The following is a 15,074-nucleotide window of genomic DNA, read 5'->3' on the forward strand; positions in this document are numbered from 1 at the left end:
CTTTTCTTTATTGGCAAATAAGGGGGAGAACACGATGAATGTATATCGTGGAGTTCATGAGTTAATTGGTCATACACCAATTGTAGAAATTACTCGTTTTTCACTTCCAGAAGGGGTCCGTTTATTTGCGAAGCTTGAATTTTATAACCCAGGTGGAAGCGTTAAGGATCGCTTAGGAAGAGAATTAATCGAAGATGCGCTAGAAAAAGGGCTTGTTACCCAGGGTGGAACAATTATTGAACCGACTGCTGGAAATACTGGTATTGGACTGGCACTTGCAGCGTTAGAACATGATTTACGCGTTATTGTTTGTGTACCAGAGAAATTTAGTATTGAAAAACAAGAATTAATGAAAGCACTAGGCGCAACGGTCGTGCATACACCGACTGAGCAAGGAATGACCGGTGCAATTGCAAAAGCGAAAGAGTTAGTAAATGAAATACCGAATTCATACTCTCCAAGTCAGTTTGCAAATGAAGCAAACCCTCGTGCTTATTTCAAAACATTAGGTCCTGAACTTTGGGACGCATTGAACGGAGAGATTAACATATTTGTTGCAGGAGCAGGAACTGGTGGTACATTCATGGGGACTGCATCTTATTTGAAAGAAAAAAATGTAGATATAAAAACGGTTATTGTGGAACCAGAAGGATCTATTTTAAATGGTGGTAAAGCTGGTTCACATGAAACGGAAGGGATTGGCCTTGAATTCATCCCGCCATTTTTGAAAACATCGTATTTTGATGAAATTCATACAATTTCTGATCGAAATGCATTTTTACGAGTGAAGGAATTAGCGCAAAAAGAAGGACTGCTTGTTGGGAGCTCTTCAGGAGCAGCATTTCATGCAAGTTTACTTGAAGCAGAGAAAGCGGCACCAGGTACAAATATTGTAACGATTTTTCCCGATAGTAGTGAGCGCTATTTAAGTAAAGACATATACAAAGGATGGGAATAAAAATGAGAGCAAAGACAAAGTTAATTCATGGTATTCGCATAGGAGAACCTTCAACTGGATCTGTAAACGTACCGATCTATCAAACAAGTACGTACAAACAAGAAGCAGTTGGTAAACATCAAGGATATGAATATTCACGTACAGGTAACCCAACACGTGCAGCTTTAGAAGAAATGATTGCTGTATTAGAAAACGGCCATGCGGGATTTGCATTTGGCTCAGGAATGGCTGCTATTACAGCGACAATTATGTTGTTCTCAAAAGGTGACCACGTTATTTTAACTGATGATGTTTATGGTGGAACGTACCGCGTTATCACGAAAGTATTAAACCGTTTCGGTATTGAGCATACATTTGTAGATACAACAAACTTAGAGGAAGTTGCAGAAGCGATTCGTCCAAATACGAAAGCGGTTTATGTAGAAACACCAACGAATCCATTACTAAAAATTACTGATATTAAAAAAATATCTACTCTTGCTAAAGAGAAAGATTTATTAACAATTATTGATAACACATTCATGACGCCATATTGGCAGTCGCCGATTTCTTTAGGAGCAGACATTGTACTTCATAGTGCAACGAAATATTTAGGAGGTCATAGTGACGTAGTTGCAGGTCTAGTAGTTGTAAATAGCCCGCAATTAGCAGAAGATCTTCACTTTGTGCAAAATTCAACAGGAGGCATTCTTGGCCCACAAGATAGCTTCTTACTACTTCGTGGTTTAAAAACATTAGGAATTCGAATGGAAGAACATGAAACGAATTCACGTGCAATTGCTGAGTTTTTAAATAACCATCCAAAAGTAAATAAAGTATATTATCCAGGTCTTGAGTCACATCAAAACCATGAATTAGCAACAGAACAAGCAAATGGATTTGGTGCTATTATCTCATTTGATGTAGATAGCGAAGAAACATTAAATAAAGTACTTGAGAAATTACAATACTTTACACTTGCTGAAAGTTTAGGAGCAGTAGAAAGTTTAATTTCTATTCCATCTCAAATGACACATGCATCAATCCCAGCAGATCGTCGCAAGGAATTAGGAATTACAGATACATTAATTCGTATTTCTGTCGGTATTGAAGACGGCGAAGATTTAATTGAAGATCTAGCACAAGCGCTAGCATAATAAAAATGCACTGCTAATATAGGCAGTGCATTTTTATTATGTTATTTTGTGAAACATTTCACAAAATAGACATACACAAATGAAATGATTTCATGTATATTAAGTTCATGAAGTGTTACTCACGAACAAACTTGTGAAATGTTTCACAAACAATGAGGTTCATGTAGGAAAGCAACTCTATTTTTTTTGCGCTAATCGGGACTGATTACGACCTATAGGGTCTTATTTAGTCCAAGATAGCAGAATAGGAGGAATTTACATGGTAGTCAAAGAGAAAGTTGTAAATGAAATGCAGGAAGTAAAAGAGATGATTGATACGTTAGTGAATAACGGTCGGAAGGCTTTACAAGCATTAGAAAGCTTTACACAAGAGCAAATTGACAACATTGTTCATGAAATGGCATTAGCAGGTGTTGATCAACATATGCCACTTGCAAAGTTGGCTGTTGAAGAAACAGGGCGTGGTGTATACGAAGATAAATGCATTAAAAATATTTTTGCTACTGAATATATTTGGCATAGCATAAAGAAAGATAAAACAGTGGGGATTATTCACGAAGATCCCCATGAAGAAATAATAGAAATTGCGGAACCTGTCGGTGTAGTAGCTGGGGTAACGCCAGTAACGAACCCAACGTCGACAACAATGTTTAAAGCATTGATTGCGATAAAAACGAGAAATCCAATTATTTTCGCATTTCATCCTTCAGCACAAAACTGTTCCATTGCAGCGGCGAAAACAGTATATGATGCAGCGGTGAAGGCAGGGGCACCAAAACATTGTATTCAGTGGATTGAAAGACCTTCTGTCGAAGCAACAAAACAATTAATGAACCATGAAGGTGTTGCACTTGTTTTGGCAACTGGAGGAGCAGGTATGGTGAAATCAGCTTATTCTACTGGAAAACCAGCGTTAGGTGTAGGTCCTGGTAATGTACCATGTTATATAGAGAAATCAGCGCATATAAAACGAGCCGTTAATGATTTAATTTTATCAAAAACATTTGATAACGGTATGATTTGTGCATCAGAACAAGCAATCATTGTAGATAAGGAAATTTATGATGATGTGAAAACAGAAATGATTGCAAACAATTGTTACTTTGTAACAGAGGAAGAGAGAGGAAAATTAGAAAAACTTGTTATTAATGAAAATACATGTGCAGTAAATAGTGATATTGTAGGGAAATCCGCACAGTATATTGCCGAATTAGTTGGAATTACTGTGCCTAAAAATACAAAAATGCTTGTAGCTGAAATTCAAGGTATCGGAGCAGCCTATCCACTATCTCGTGAGAAACTGAGTCCAGTATTAGCCTGTGTAAAAGCAAATTCATTAGAAGAAGGATTTACATATTGCGAGGAAATGTTAAACCTCGGTGGTTTAGGACATTCAGCAGTCATCCATTCTGTAAATAAAGAAGTGCAAAAGCAATTTGGATTACGCATGAAAGCTTGCCGCCTTATTGTAAATGCCCCTTCCTCACAAGGTGGAATCGGCGACATATATAATGGATTTATTCCATCACTTACGCTTGGTTGCGGTTCCTACGGGAAAAACTCAGTTTCTCAAAACGTAACAGCGACGCATTTATTAAATATAAAAAGGTTGGCAAATAGAAAAAAGAATATGCAGTGGTTTAAATTACCACCCAAAATTTATTTTGAAAAACATGCGACAGCATATTTAGCGAATATGCCTAACATTTCACGCGCATTTATTGTAACGGATCCAGGAATGGTTGAGCACGGATATGTAGATACGGTTACACATTATTTACGTAAACATGCAAATGATGTAAAAGTTGAAGTTTTCTTTGAGGTTGAGCCAGATCCATCAGATGAAACAGTGTTTAAAGGTGCGGAAATGATGAGAAGTTTTAAGCCAGATGTAATTATCGCACTTGGTGGTGGTTCAGCTATGGATGCAGCGAAAGGGATGTGGCTTTTCTATGAGCACCCAGAAACAACATTCTATGGAATTAAACAGAAGTTTTTAGATATAAGAAAACGTACATGTAAATATCCGGAATTAGGAAGTAAGGCGCAGTTTGTTGCCATTCCAACAACATCAGGAACTGGATCAGAAGTGACACCATTTGCGGTTATTACAGATAAGAAAAATAATATAAAGTATCCACTTGCAGATTATGAATTAACGCCAGATGTAGCAATTGTTGATCCGCAATTTGTAATGACAGTACCACCACATGTAACAGCAGACACTGGGATGGACGTATTAACGCATGCAATCGAGGCGTATGTGTCTGTTCTGGCAAATGACTATACAGATGGATTAGCATTAAAGGCCATTGATCTTGTATTTAAATATTTACCAAGAGCATTTAAAGATGGAAATGATGAAGAAGCACGCGAAAAAATGCATAATGCTTCTGCAATCGCAGGGATGGCATTTGCAAATGCTTTCCTAGGTATTAATCACAGTTTAGCACATAAAATTGGACCAGAATTCCATATTCCGCATGGACGTGCGAATGCAATTCTTATGCCGCACGTAGTTCGCTATAATGCTATTAAGCCAAGAAAACACGCATTGTTCCCAAAATATGAGCACTTTGTAGCTGATGAACGCTATGCACATATTGCGAGAACAATCGGGCTTCCAGCAAGTTCAACAACAGAAGGTGTGGAATCACTCGTCCAGGCAATTATTGAGCTTGGAAAAAGCTTAAATATAAATATGAGTATTGCAGGACAAGGAGTTGCTAAAGATGAATTTGAAGAGGTTGTTGGATTATTAGCAGAAAGAGCTTTTGAAGATCAATGTACAACAGCTAATCCAAAATTACCTCTCATTTCAGAGCTGAAAGAAATTTATATGGAAGCATATAAAGGAGAGTAATGGTTATGAAAGAGTCGCAATAAAGCGGCTCTTTTTCTTTTGGAAAACATCTCCCAGAATGGCTGTATTTACTTGTCTTTAAGTTTAAGAGAATATGATACAGTGAAATGGAGGAGTGAGAATATAATGAAAGAATTACAAGAAAAAATAGAAGATTATACTCGGTTCGGACAAATTCTTCTCGCGGTAAGTACATTGTTAATGGTTGGTTTATTGATTCCGAATGGAGCAAAAGAAACAATACAATTTTTTGTTATGATGGGAAGCATCGTTATATTTTTAAGTTTATCATTCTTTTTCTTTCAGCGTGTGAAAGTGATACGAGATCAGTTAGAGGGAAATGAATGTGAGTAATATTATGAAATAGAGCACTACGAAAAGGACGAATCTTTTTGTAGTGCTCTTTGTTTTTTGTAAAAAATGTATGCGGTTTATATTGACAATGATAATCCTTATCAATTAAAGTAGAATAGTAGTTAATGATTATCATTATCAGTTAGAGGTGGAAGAATGAAAAAATCTATTGCGCTATTCACAGCAATTTTATCTATTTTTTTCTTATTAATCGGTTGCAGTGCAAAAGGAAACGAAAAAGCATCTGCAACAAAAACAGAAAAAGGAAAAGGAAAAGAGAAAATCGAAGTTACCGACCTGTCAGGAAGAAAGGTAACATTTGATAAAGTGCCAGAGAGTTTTGCAACATTAAGTATGGGGGACATGAATATTATTCATGCTTTAGGTGGAAAAATAGTAGGTCGTCCAGATACAAAAATAACTCTTCCAGAGGAGTTAAAGAAAGTACAAGTAATCGGGAATGCACATCAGCCGAATTTTGAGCAAATTGCTAGTTTGAAACCGGATGTACTTATTGCTAACAATGGATTCCAAAAGAATGTTCCAACGGTTGAAGGACAAGGAACGAAAGTAATGATTTCTTCTGCGAACTCTGTACAAGATATTCAAAAGAATATTGAAATATATGGAACGGTAATGAAGAAAGAAGATAAAGCAAAAGAACTTAACCAAAAAATTAATGATCAAATAAAGAAATATGAGAAAAAGAGCGATGTGAAAGCATTGCTAGTGTATGGAGCACCAGGCACTTATTTAGCAGCATTACCAACATCTTTATCAGGTGATATTTTAGAAAAAACAGGTGGAAAAAATATTGCAGCCGATTTTCCAGAAATGAAGGAATATCCGCAATATGCGCAACTAAGCGTAGAACGCATTATTGAGGCAAATCCAGATGTGATTTATTTAATTACACATGGAGATCCAAATAGCGTTAAAAAAGCATTTGAAGGCGAAATGATGAAAAATGAAGCGTGGAAAAATTTAGATGCAGTAAAACAAAATCGTGTAGTTATTTTGCCACCTGACTTATTTGGATCAAATCCTGGAACAAAAGTTACAGAAGCGATGGACTTTATGTATAAAAGTATACAAGATGTAAGGAAATGATAAGTATGGAAAGTAGTGAAGTAGTAAGGGAAAAGGAACATCCTTTTGCGAAAAAAAGATGGATAATAGCAGTTACTTTAGTTGTATTAACGATTCTAGGTCTTTTTTACGGTCTTTTTGCAGGAAGTTTGTCCTTTTCTTTACGAGAAATTCTAGCTGGCATACAAGATGAGGGTTCGACAGTTCATCGAATTGTATGGGATCTTCGTATACCGAGAGTGCTCGTTGGATTTATAGTGGGAACATGTTTGGCAGCATCTGGTGCACTGCTACAAGGGGTTATGAGAAATCCTCTTGCAGATCCTGGTATTATCGGGGTTTCATCTGGAGCAGGCCTTGTAGCAATTGTAATTATGATTTTATTCCCTCAGCATATGGCTTTTTTACCGCTCGGTGCGTTTTTAGGAGCTTTCATAACGGCGATGGTCATTTATGCTTTATCATGGCAAAAAGGGGCACCTCCTTCAAGAATTGTCTTAGTAGGGGTGTCAATTAATGCATTAATTGGTGCAGCGACGTCAGCGTTAATGTTATTACATAGTGACAAAGTACAATCCGTGTTACCGTGGTTAGCAGGCGGCATTGGTGGTGTAAGTTGGGTACATTTAAACATGATTATTTATTATGCAATATTCGCTATTATACTAGCCTTCTTTGGTATTAAGCATATTCGAGTATTAATGCTTGGAGATGAAATGGCGAAATTATTAGGTTATAACGTGGAGAGAAGCCGGTTTTATTTAATAGTAGTAAGCACATTATTAGCTGGAATTGCGGTTAGTGTTTCTGGTCTTATTGGATTTGTCGGTCTTGTCGTACCACATATGTTACGCTTATTAGTTGGAAATGACTATAAATATTTACTGCCATTGTCATGCCTTGGCGGAGGGATATTACTTGTTTTCGCGGATGCGATAGCTCGAAGTTGGTTCGATCCAATTGAATTGCCTGTAGGTATTTTATTATCCTTCTTAGGTGGTCCGTTCTTCTTATATTTAATTCATAGAGGAGGAAAGCAACGTGATTTCCGTTAACAAAGTGTTTTACGCACATTCTGAAAGATTTCAAATGCAAAATATGAATGTACATATTAAAGCTGGAGAGATCGTTAGTTTAATTGGACCGAATGGGTCGGGGAAATCTACTTTGCTTCGTTTAATGGCAAGATTACTTAAACAAAGCGAAGGGGATATCATTTTAGATGGAAAAAGTATTCATACGATGAAAAGTGCCGATGTGGCGAAGCAATTAGCGATGTTACCACAAATGCATGATCATCAATTAGATTTAACAGTGAAAGAATTAATCGAATTCGGAAGAGGCCCTCATAAATCATGGAGCAGTCGCTTAAATAAAGAAGATGAAGAAATTGTTGATTGGGCATTGTCTGTTACAAATCTTGAAGGGTATGAATATCGTCTTTTGCAATCTTTATCAGGAGGAGAAAGACAACGTGCCTGGATTGCAATGACGCTAGCACAACGTACAAATGTTTTATTATTAGATGAACCAACAACTTTTTTGGATATTGTTCATCAATTGGAAGTAATGGAACTTGTGAAACGATTAAACGAGGAGTTTGGTATGACAATTGTAATGGTTTTACATGATATTAACCAAGCGGCTCAATATAGTGATCGTTTACTCGTATTAAAGCGAGGGAAGCTTCAGTATGACGGTATACCAGAAGAAGTGTTATGTCATGAAATGTTTCAACGTGTATTCGGCATAGATGTAGATATTTTTCAAGGTAGCGACAAGCCATTTTTCACACCAAAACGAATTTCTAAAAAAGGAGGAGCAAGATGCGAACAGAAGAATGTATTACCACTGAGTTAGTAAGAGAATTTGTTATGGCAGCTCACGGAGATTTAGAGAAAGTACAAGAACTGTTGGCTGAATCCCCAAGCTTACTTCATGCCTCTTACAATTGGGGCGGATCAGATTGGGAAAGTGCGTTAGGGGCAGCGGCACATGTAGGTCGTAAAGATATTGCTCTCTATTTACTAGAAAAGGGTGCTCGAATGGATATTTTCGCGGCCGCTATGCTTGGAGAATTAGAAGTTGTACAAGCTATTTTAGTAGCACAACCAGAAGCATTACGTGCATCTGGTCCACATGGTATTTCCCTTCTTCAACATGCACGAATGGGCGGGGAAAAAGCACAGCGAGTATTTGAGTACTTAACGGTGCTCTCTTAATGACCGCAAAGGTTCTTATGTGCGGTAAACTTTTCACTTTCATATAATTGAAAAGTTTACCGCCCGTTAGAACGGGATAAGTATCTAGTATATTTGAAAATCCTACACCCCCCTCAATTGTAGTTTTCGTTATGCTAGTTATGATATGGATGCAGTAGACAATATTTGTCTACTGCCTTTTTTAGATTCTTTTAGGATTGAATATTCTGTATTTTGCCCTTGGTTCATTTATAATAGATAGTAACATTTAGTATATATACAAAACATAATCGTGTAGTTAAGTACAAATTCGTGGGAAGGAGTGCAGATATGTTTCATACAGATCGTTTACAAATTCGCAAATATACAATGGATGATTTACAGTTCTACGCTTCACTATGGGGAAATGAGAAGGTAATGCGCTATATTGGAAATGGGACGTTAAAAACATATATGCAATGTAAAAAAAGTTTGGAGGAGTGGGTGATTCCGAGCTATAAAAACGGTCTCGGTTTATTTGTATTGATTGAAAAGGAAACGGGAATACGAATTGGTCATGCAGGACTAGTAAAGCAGCAGATAGGTGGAAAAGAAGAAATTGAAATTGGTTATTGGTTACTACCTCAGTATTGGGGAAAAGGGTATGCGAAAGAAGCAGCAGCAGCGTTTCGAGACTATGGCTTCCAAGCGTTACGAATGAATAAATTAATTTCGCTTATTAATCCGGACCATCCCGCCTCAATATTTGTTGCTAGAAAAACAGGGCTTAGTTATGAGAAAACAACTTCATTTCATGGGATGGATGTACTCGTTTATTCCATTAAGCGCGTTCGATGAAAAAAGGTAAATTGCATCTTTTGAAGAATGGTATATAAAAATAAAGGGGGGATTACATGTATATTTACCATAATGGACTTATTATTCGCGAGGGAACGAATGGTGTGCCAGCATATGCAATTAAAGCTTTGTTCGAAGATGCCGGTTGGAGCAATGATAATATCCCTTCTTGGCAAATTGAAAAATTCACGATAGCATTTGAAAATTCAACATGGGCATTCACAATTTGGGATGAAGAAGAGATGATAGCCATGGTTAGAGTCATTTCTGATGGAATCATGGTCGCGAACATAGTAAATTTAGTTGTGAAGTGTGAATATAGAGGGAAGGGATTAGGTAAGAAGCTTGTCGCCCTTTGCTTGCAAAAACTGCCACACGGTGACTGGTTTGCGCATACATCTGCAAACAATTTTGATTTTTATAGAAGTTGTGGTTTTGAGGTGAGAGAGTTATCAAGAAATGGAACATGCGCTTACTATGGATATCAAGTTGCAAAAAAAGATGGTCATCGGTAAATGAGCGAAAAAAAAGAAAGAGTACAGTTATAAGTATTTCTAATTCTTTTTGTAATAGAAAATGAACTGAGGCTCATTTTATGATAAAATGAAAGAAAATTCTGTTTATTATTAGGGGGATAAAAATGAGTATAAAAGTTGGGGATGTATTTAAATACGAAAGAAGATTTACTGAGGAAGAGGTTTTTGAATTTGCAAATATTACAGGAGATAAAGGTAGGCATCATATGGAATATGATGAAAATGGACGTTTAATGGTTCATGGTTTATTGACTGCTAGTATTGGAACGAAAGTAGGCGAAGAATTACATTACATAGCAAGAGAATTAGTAAGTGAGTTTATTAGACCGGTTTTTACAGGAGATACGATCACTTGTGAATTAACTTTAACAAATATTGAACAGATGGAAGGATACAAAAAGGTTTCAATCGAGTCAGTTTATCGCAATCAACACGAAAAGACTGTACTAGTTGGGACAAGCTATGGCGTTATAAGGGGATAAAAAAGAAGCCTGATTTACAGGCTTCTTTTTTATTTAATAAACACGTTTTCGATTTTCTGCATGACTAGAGATGAGTAATAATGCAGTTTCTTCTCCTATATTGCGAACGATATGAGGAACACATGCATTCCAGGAGAAAGAATCCCCTTCCTCTACAATTGCAATATCTTCTCCATGTTGAACTTCTAGTTTTCCGCGTAATACAAGATGACATTCTTCCCCTTCATGGGCATTTGGTGTATTTTCTTTCGGAAACCCAGCAGGAATTTCTACGAGATTTAAGCGAAGGCCACCTTGCTCTGCAACATGTTCAATTCTTTGTTCATCTTTTCCGTATACACTGTATTTACGCTCTACCTTTTTGACAACTTTCAACCGATCTTTTTGTTCTAATAATAAATAGGGAAGGGGAACGTTTAAAAAATTGGAGATCGTTTCTAAAGTTGAGATAGATGGCGATGTTTTATTATTTTCAACCTGACTCATAAATCCTTTAGAAAGACCTGTTCCCTCACAAATTTGTGCGATTGTTATGCCTCTACGTTGACGAATTTCACGTATTGCAGAACCAATATTCATAAAATCAAGCTCCTTTTTGTAAACAACTATTTGTATCATAGCAAAAAAAATATATTTTTTCCCAGTGAAAATGAATTGACGAATAAAAAAAATTAGTGTATGTTTTGTAATGTAAATAAAAGTTTTGTATAAGAAAACTATAAAGGAGAGAAAGAAATGAATCAACATATCGGTAACTTAATTATTCGTATCGTGTTAGGGGTAACGTTCTTTATGCACGGTTTAACAAAATTCCAATCGGGGATTGACAATATTGCAGGGTGGTTCACAAGCATTGGTTTACCAGGAGGACTTGCATACGGTGTAGCAACAGCGGAATTAGTTGGGGGTATATTGTTAATTCTAGGTTTAGGTGTAAGATATATTGGATTATTATTTGCACTTGTTATGGTTGGAGCGATCGTAAAAGTAAAATGGTCAGCTGGTTTATTAGGAGATGGAAAAAATCCTGGCTTCGAATTAGAACTTGCATTGTTAGCAATGGGTGCGTACTTATTTGTTGCGAAAGCAGACGGTTTTGTAGATAATTTTTTAAAAGAGAAAATGTCAAAGAAGAACTAATTTAAATGGGAGGCTAACAAGATGAGTTTTCAACTTCATCCCGATACAACACTTGATGTTGTTCATTTATATGTATCAAATATAAAGAAATCACTAGAGTTTTATACAGAAGTACTAAGTATGAAAGTACTAAAAGAAGATGAAATGGTCGTTACATTTGGGAATGAAAATAACGAACCACTCCTTATCATTGAAGAAAAGAAAGAAGCATTACCAAAGCAAAGAGGGAGAACGGGTTTATATCATTACGCAATTTTATTACCAAGCAGACAGGATTTAGCGAATATCCTTCGCCATCTTGTAGAAATGGTATATCCGCTGCACGGCGGAGCTGACCATTACTTTAGTGAGGCCCTTTATTTAGCTGATCCAGATGGAAACGGGATTGAAATTTATCATGATCGCCAAAAAGAAGTTTGGCGTGATGAGAATGGAGAACTACCATTTGTTAGTAACCCGTTAGCTGGTGAAGAATTATTGCAGCAAGGAAGTGCATGGAATGGCTTTCCAGCTGGTACTGTGATGGGACATATTCATTTCCATGTAGCTGATTTGGAAGAAGCAAAACGTTTCTATGTGGATGGTCTTGGCTTTGAAGTAACGATTCCAGCTCGTAATGGAGCGTTGTTCGTATCGGCAGGTGGTTATCATCACCATATCGGTTTAAATACGTGGCAAGGTGAAGGAGTACCACCGCAAATGCCAAATTCCGTTGGCTTGAAATATTTCACAATTGTACTAGCAGACGAAAAACAAAAAGAGCAAGTATGTGAAAGTTTAAAAAATATTGGCAAGATTGCTACGTATAAGGATGGAATATTACAAGTTGAGGATCCATTTGGACATTGTATCCATTTCAAAATAAAAGGAGAAGCCTAAAAAGGCTTCTCTTTTTTACTTTCTTATAATTGCTTTTTCGTTTTGTAAAAATAGTTCATCAAATTGCTTGGCAAGCTCAAAATCTAGTTTCGTTAAACCTTTCGCATTCCAAGATGACAAAGTAATAATAACTGCTTTATACTGGATAAGGATAAATGGATGGTGATTATGTTCTTCTGATAGTTTGGCGGCTTCAGAGACAAATTCGACTCCTTTTAAGTAGTCGGAAAACATATATTTTCGTTCAATCCATTTTTCATCTTTTACCATCCATTTATCTACTTTCAATAACTCCTCTTGAACTTCTTCTTCAGTTAATCGTAGCATCATTTTTCACATCCTTTATATGCAGTAGTGCAAGACCATTGTTAATAAGGCGTGTTACAGCTTCGTCCGTTGTGAAAGTAGACAGTTGTTGTAGTAATGCTGCCGATGTTTCGTGCCCTTTGTTATGTTCTAGAAGTAATTCTAATATTTCAAGGCGAAGTAGCCATTCTTTCGGATACAATTTATTTAATACCTCTTGAATCGCTACTAATTGTTCGACATGCGCGTCGTGTAAAATACCTTTATTTCGAATGTCACGAACTGTTTGATACATACGATCTAGCTCAGTTAATGTGAGAGGTGCTGGAGTTTCTTCTATTTCTTCATCAACTGAGGAAAACGATGCTGCATCTGCTGCTCCTGGGAATACAGAAGTGATCTCTGAACCAACAGCCATATCAAATGCGCCCCATGAAGCATCAAATAATACTCGGGCGTTATAAGTAACTGTGCAATCGATAAAGGAAATAAGAGCAATTTTCTTATCATTTTTTATAATATCTGTTACTGTTCCTTTTACATGAATACCACTTGCAAAAGTAAACTCAGCAGTATTTCCAATCGTAATTCCTAATGATTGTAATTCTTCATCTGTACAATTTTCTAATGCAACATTTTCAGTAAGTAATCCAATTGGTGTTCCAAAGCCGTCACTGTGTACAGCAGTAGAATGATTCGCTAGTTGTTTATTGTGAATTGCTAATGCTGTTGGCGAACTTGTTCGCATGTAAATCAATTCACCTGCATCGTTTTTAATTGTCTCGGTGAATGTACCTGTAATTTGTAATCCACTATTTAGCTCAGCAGTTGCATGATTTTCAGAGCGAATTGCTTTTTCTAAGCCTTCTTTACCACCTGTTTTAAAGGCCATCGTTTCAGCGAATTTCTCAAGTGCTTCTGTTAATTCTTCAAATGATTCACAAACAAATAGTTGTGGTTGCATTTTTGTTACGTCATAAGTTGTTCTTGTACAAGCTTCAATGGAAAAAGGAACTTTTTCTACAGCGTCTGTTAAGCAATGTTTACTTTCACCAACAGAAGAAAGGAGCCCAGCACCGTAGATTTTTGGATTGTCTATATTTCCAATTAAGCCGTATTCTACTGTCCACCAGAAAAGACGTGAAATTTGTTCAGCTTCTGATAAACCAGAAACTAAGTTTTGTTTTTCAATTACATTATTTTCAGCAGCTGCAACTTCTTCAGGTGTAGAAGTCGGGCTTTCTTTTACAATCGTTAATGTACGAACAGCTTCAAACGCCTCATGTTCTTCTTTTGTGGAGAAAGCTTTTGCTCCAATTTGTCCAAATCGTTTCACATATTTTGCATATGTAGGATCAAGCAAAATCGGTGCGTGTCCTGCTGCCTCATGTACGATATCTGGAGCTGGTGTGTACTCGATATTTTCTACTTTGCGAATATCTGTTGCGATTGGTAGTAAACCGTGTCCTTGGAAATCAAAGAATGCTACACCGGGAATAAGTCCATCAATTGTTACAGCTCCCCAGCCGCTTGGTGCCAAACACTCATTCATTTCTTCTACCTTTGGAATTGCATCTATATTAATACCAGATGATTGTAATCCGTTCACATAGGCTGGATGAGCAACGTCTTTTAAGAAACTATGATTTTGTCTCATAATGTAACGCCACACAGCGTGATTCACCGGCGTGTATTGATCATAATGCTGTGTGGATACGAATGGTTTTAAATGCGATGGAATTTCTGTTTTCTTTGTCATTTAGACATCCTCCTTTTTTTCAATAAAATTCAGTATCGGTTTCGTTTAGCTTGTACCACCCCCCTTCAAATTTGTAAGCGCTTATAAAATTTTATCATAAGATTCGGAATTATTTAACATTTGTTTCTGTGAGAAATAGAAAAAGCCCTATCGGAAAATCCGATAGGGGCGAAAGAATCGCGGTACCACCCTATTTGTAAGTGAAAACATACTTACATCTCAATTCATGATAACGGAAAAACTCCGTCTTTTCCTTCATGCGTACAAGCACTACGAAAAAGAAGCTCCAGAATTGTAATTCATATTTATATATGTGCTAATTTCCACCGACCATTAGCTCTCTGTAACAGGGATATAAGATATTACTGCGATTCTTTCAACGCGTATATATGAAATTGTACAAAAGGGAAGGACGCAAAAAAGCCCCTATCGGAAAATCCGATAGGGACGATAAAAATCGCGGTACCACCCTAATTGTAAACAGAAAAATTGTTTACCACTCACTTTAAGATAACGGAAAGATCCGTCTTTCTC

At 36.8% G+C, this 15,074-nt stretch carries 16 protein-coding genes and 2 other annotated features (1 of these 18 running past the window's edge); of the genes, 13 read left to right on the top strand and 3 right to left on the bottom strand.

Features of this window, described 5'->3' with window-relative positions:
- Nucleotides 1-34: 34 nt before the first annotated feature.
- The 11 genes from QCI44_RS05615 to QCI44_RS05665 all read left to right on the top strand — a co-directional run bounded on the left by QCI44_RS05615 (nucleotide 35) and on the right by QCI44_RS05665 (nucleotide 10,456).
- Entirely contained in the window at nucleotides 35-958 is a 924-nt protein-coding gene (locus QCI44_RS05615; protein WP_016086191.1) for an O-acetylserine dependent cystathionine beta-synthase, read from the top strand.
- Nucleotides 959-960: 2 nt separating this feature from the next.
- Nucleotides 961-2,094, top strand: coding sequence for a bifunctional cystathionine gamma-lyase/homocysteine desulfhydrase (locus tag QCI44_RS05620; RefSeq protein WP_016086192.1), 1,134 nt, complete (start codon nucleotides 961-963; stop codon nucleotides 2,092-2,094).
- Between the two features lie 259 nt (nucleotides 2,095-2,353).
- Complete coding sequence (gene adhE, locus QCI44_RS05625; RefSeq protein ID WP_098560292.1) at nucleotides 2,354-4,957, top strand: bifunctional acetaldehyde-CoA/alcohol dehydrogenase; 2,604 nt, start codon at nucleotides 2,354-2,356, stop codon at nucleotides 4,955-4,957.
- A 126-nt stretch (nucleotides 4,958-5,083) separates the two neighbouring features.
- Nucleotides 5,084-5,311, top strand: a complete 228-nt coding sequence (locus QCI44_RS05630; protein WP_016135354.1) for a YrhC family protein — start codon at nucleotides 5,084-5,086, stop codon at nucleotides 5,309-5,311.
- Between the two features lie 156 nt (nucleotides 5,312-5,467).
- Nucleotides 5,468-6,421 (top strand): ABC transporter substrate-binding protein, encoded by a 954-nt coding sequence (locus QCI44_RS05635; RefSeq protein ID WP_353811029.1) that lies wholly within the window; start codon nucleotides 5,468-5,470, stop codon nucleotides 6,419-6,421.
- A 5-nt stretch (nucleotides 6,422-6,426) separates the two neighbouring features.
- Nucleotides 6,427-7,455 carry a FecCD family ABC transporter permease gene (locus QCI44_RS05640; RefSeq protein ID WP_016086196.1) on the top strand — a complete coding sequence of 343 codons (1,029 nt, stop codon included), beginning with the start codon at nucleotides 6,427-6,429 and terminating at the stop codon, nucleotides 7,453-7,455.
- Complete coding sequence (locus tag QCI44_RS05645; protein ID WP_016086197.1) at nucleotides 7,442-8,260, top strand: ABC transporter ATP-binding protein; 819 nt, start codon at nucleotides 7,442-7,444, stop codon at nucleotides 8,258-8,260. Before QCI44_RS05640 ends, QCI44_RS05645 begins: the two co-directional genes overlap by 14 nt.
- Nucleotides 8,227-8,622, top strand: a complete 396-nt coding sequence (locus QCI44_RS05650; RefSeq protein WP_001258431.1) for an ankyrin repeat domain-containing protein — start codon at nucleotides 8,227-8,229, stop codon at nucleotides 8,620-8,622. Before QCI44_RS05645 ends, QCI44_RS05650 begins: the two co-directional genes overlap by 34 nt.
- Before the next feature lie 309 nt (nucleotides 8,623-8,931).
- Nucleotides 8,932-9,438, top strand: coding sequence for a GNAT family N-acetyltransferase (locus QCI44_RS05655; RefSeq protein ID WP_016086198.1), 507 nt, complete (start codon nucleotides 8,932-8,934; stop codon nucleotides 9,436-9,438).
- 56 nt (nucleotides 9,439-9,494) lie between these two features.
- Nucleotides 9,495-9,953 (top strand): GNAT family N-acetyltransferase, encoded by a 459-nt coding sequence (locus QCI44_RS05660; RefSeq protein ID WP_016086199.1) that lies wholly within the window; start codon nucleotides 9,495-9,497, stop codon nucleotides 9,951-9,953.
- A gap of 125 nt (nucleotides 9,954-10,078) precedes the next feature.
- Nucleotides 10,079-10,456: a hotdog family protein gene (locus QCI44_RS05665; RefSeq protein WP_000025009.1), complete on the top strand. Its 378-nt coding sequence runs from the start codon at nucleotides 10,079-10,081 to the stop codon at nucleotides 10,454-10,456.
- 33 nt (nucleotides 10,457-10,489) lie between these two features.
- Here the strand turns inward: QCI44_RS05665 and QCI44_RS05670 are convergent, their stop codons facing one another.
- Nucleotides 10,490-11,035 carry a helix-turn-helix domain-containing protein gene (locus tag QCI44_RS05670; protein ID WP_001020700.1) on the bottom strand — a complete coding sequence of 182 codons (546 nt, stop codon included), beginning with the start codon at nucleotides 11,033-11,035 and terminating at the stop codon, nucleotides 10,490-10,492.
- A gap of 156 nt (nucleotides 11,036-11,191) precedes the next feature.
- Between QCI44_RS05670 and QCI44_RS05675 the strand changes: the two genes are divergently transcribed.
- Both QCI44_RS05675 and QCI44_RS05680 read left to right on the top strand, forming a co-directional pair.
- On the top strand, nucleotides 11,192-11,596 hold the full coding sequence (locus QCI44_RS05675; RefSeq protein ID WP_016086200.1) for a DoxX family protein: 405 nt from the start codon (nucleotides 11,192-11,194) through the stop codon (nucleotides 11,594-11,596).
- A 21-nt stretch (nucleotides 11,597-11,617) separates the two neighbouring features.
- Nucleotides 11,618-12,475, top strand: a complete 858-nt coding sequence (locus QCI44_RS05680) for a VOC family protein (RefSeq protein WP_016086201.1) — start codon at nucleotides 11,618-11,620, stop codon at nucleotides 12,473-12,475.
- A gap of 15 nt (nucleotides 12,476-12,490) precedes the next feature.
- Here the strand turns inward: QCI44_RS05680 and QCI44_RS05685 are convergent, their stop codons facing one another.
- Nucleotides 12,491-12,805, bottom strand: coding sequence for a 4a-hydroxytetrahydrobiopterin dehydratase (locus QCI44_RS05685; RefSeq protein ID WP_016086202.1), 315 nt, complete (start codon nucleotides 12,803-12,805; stop codon nucleotides 12,491-12,493).
- Nucleotides 12,786-14,540 carry an aromatic amino acid hydroxylase gene (locus QCI44_RS05690; RefSeq protein WP_016135352.1) on the bottom strand — a complete coding sequence of 585 codons (1,755 nt, stop codon included), beginning with the start codon at nucleotides 14,538-14,540 and terminating at the stop codon, nucleotides 12,786-12,788. Before QCI44_RS05690 ends, QCI44_RS05685 begins: the two co-directional genes overlap by 20 nt.
- A gap of 161 nt (nucleotides 14,541-14,701) precedes the next feature.
- Nucleotides 14,702-14,929 (bottom strand) — a binding site (T-box leader).
- A gap of 51 nt (nucleotides 14,930-14,980) precedes the next feature.
- Nucleotides 14,981-15,074 (bottom strand) — a binding site (T-box leader) (it continues 136 nt past the right edge of the window).

The organism is Bacillus cereus group sp. RP37, assembly GCF_040459695.1.
Taxonomy (GTDB): Bacteria; Bacillota; Bacilli; order Bacillales; family Bacillaceae_G; genus Bacillus_A.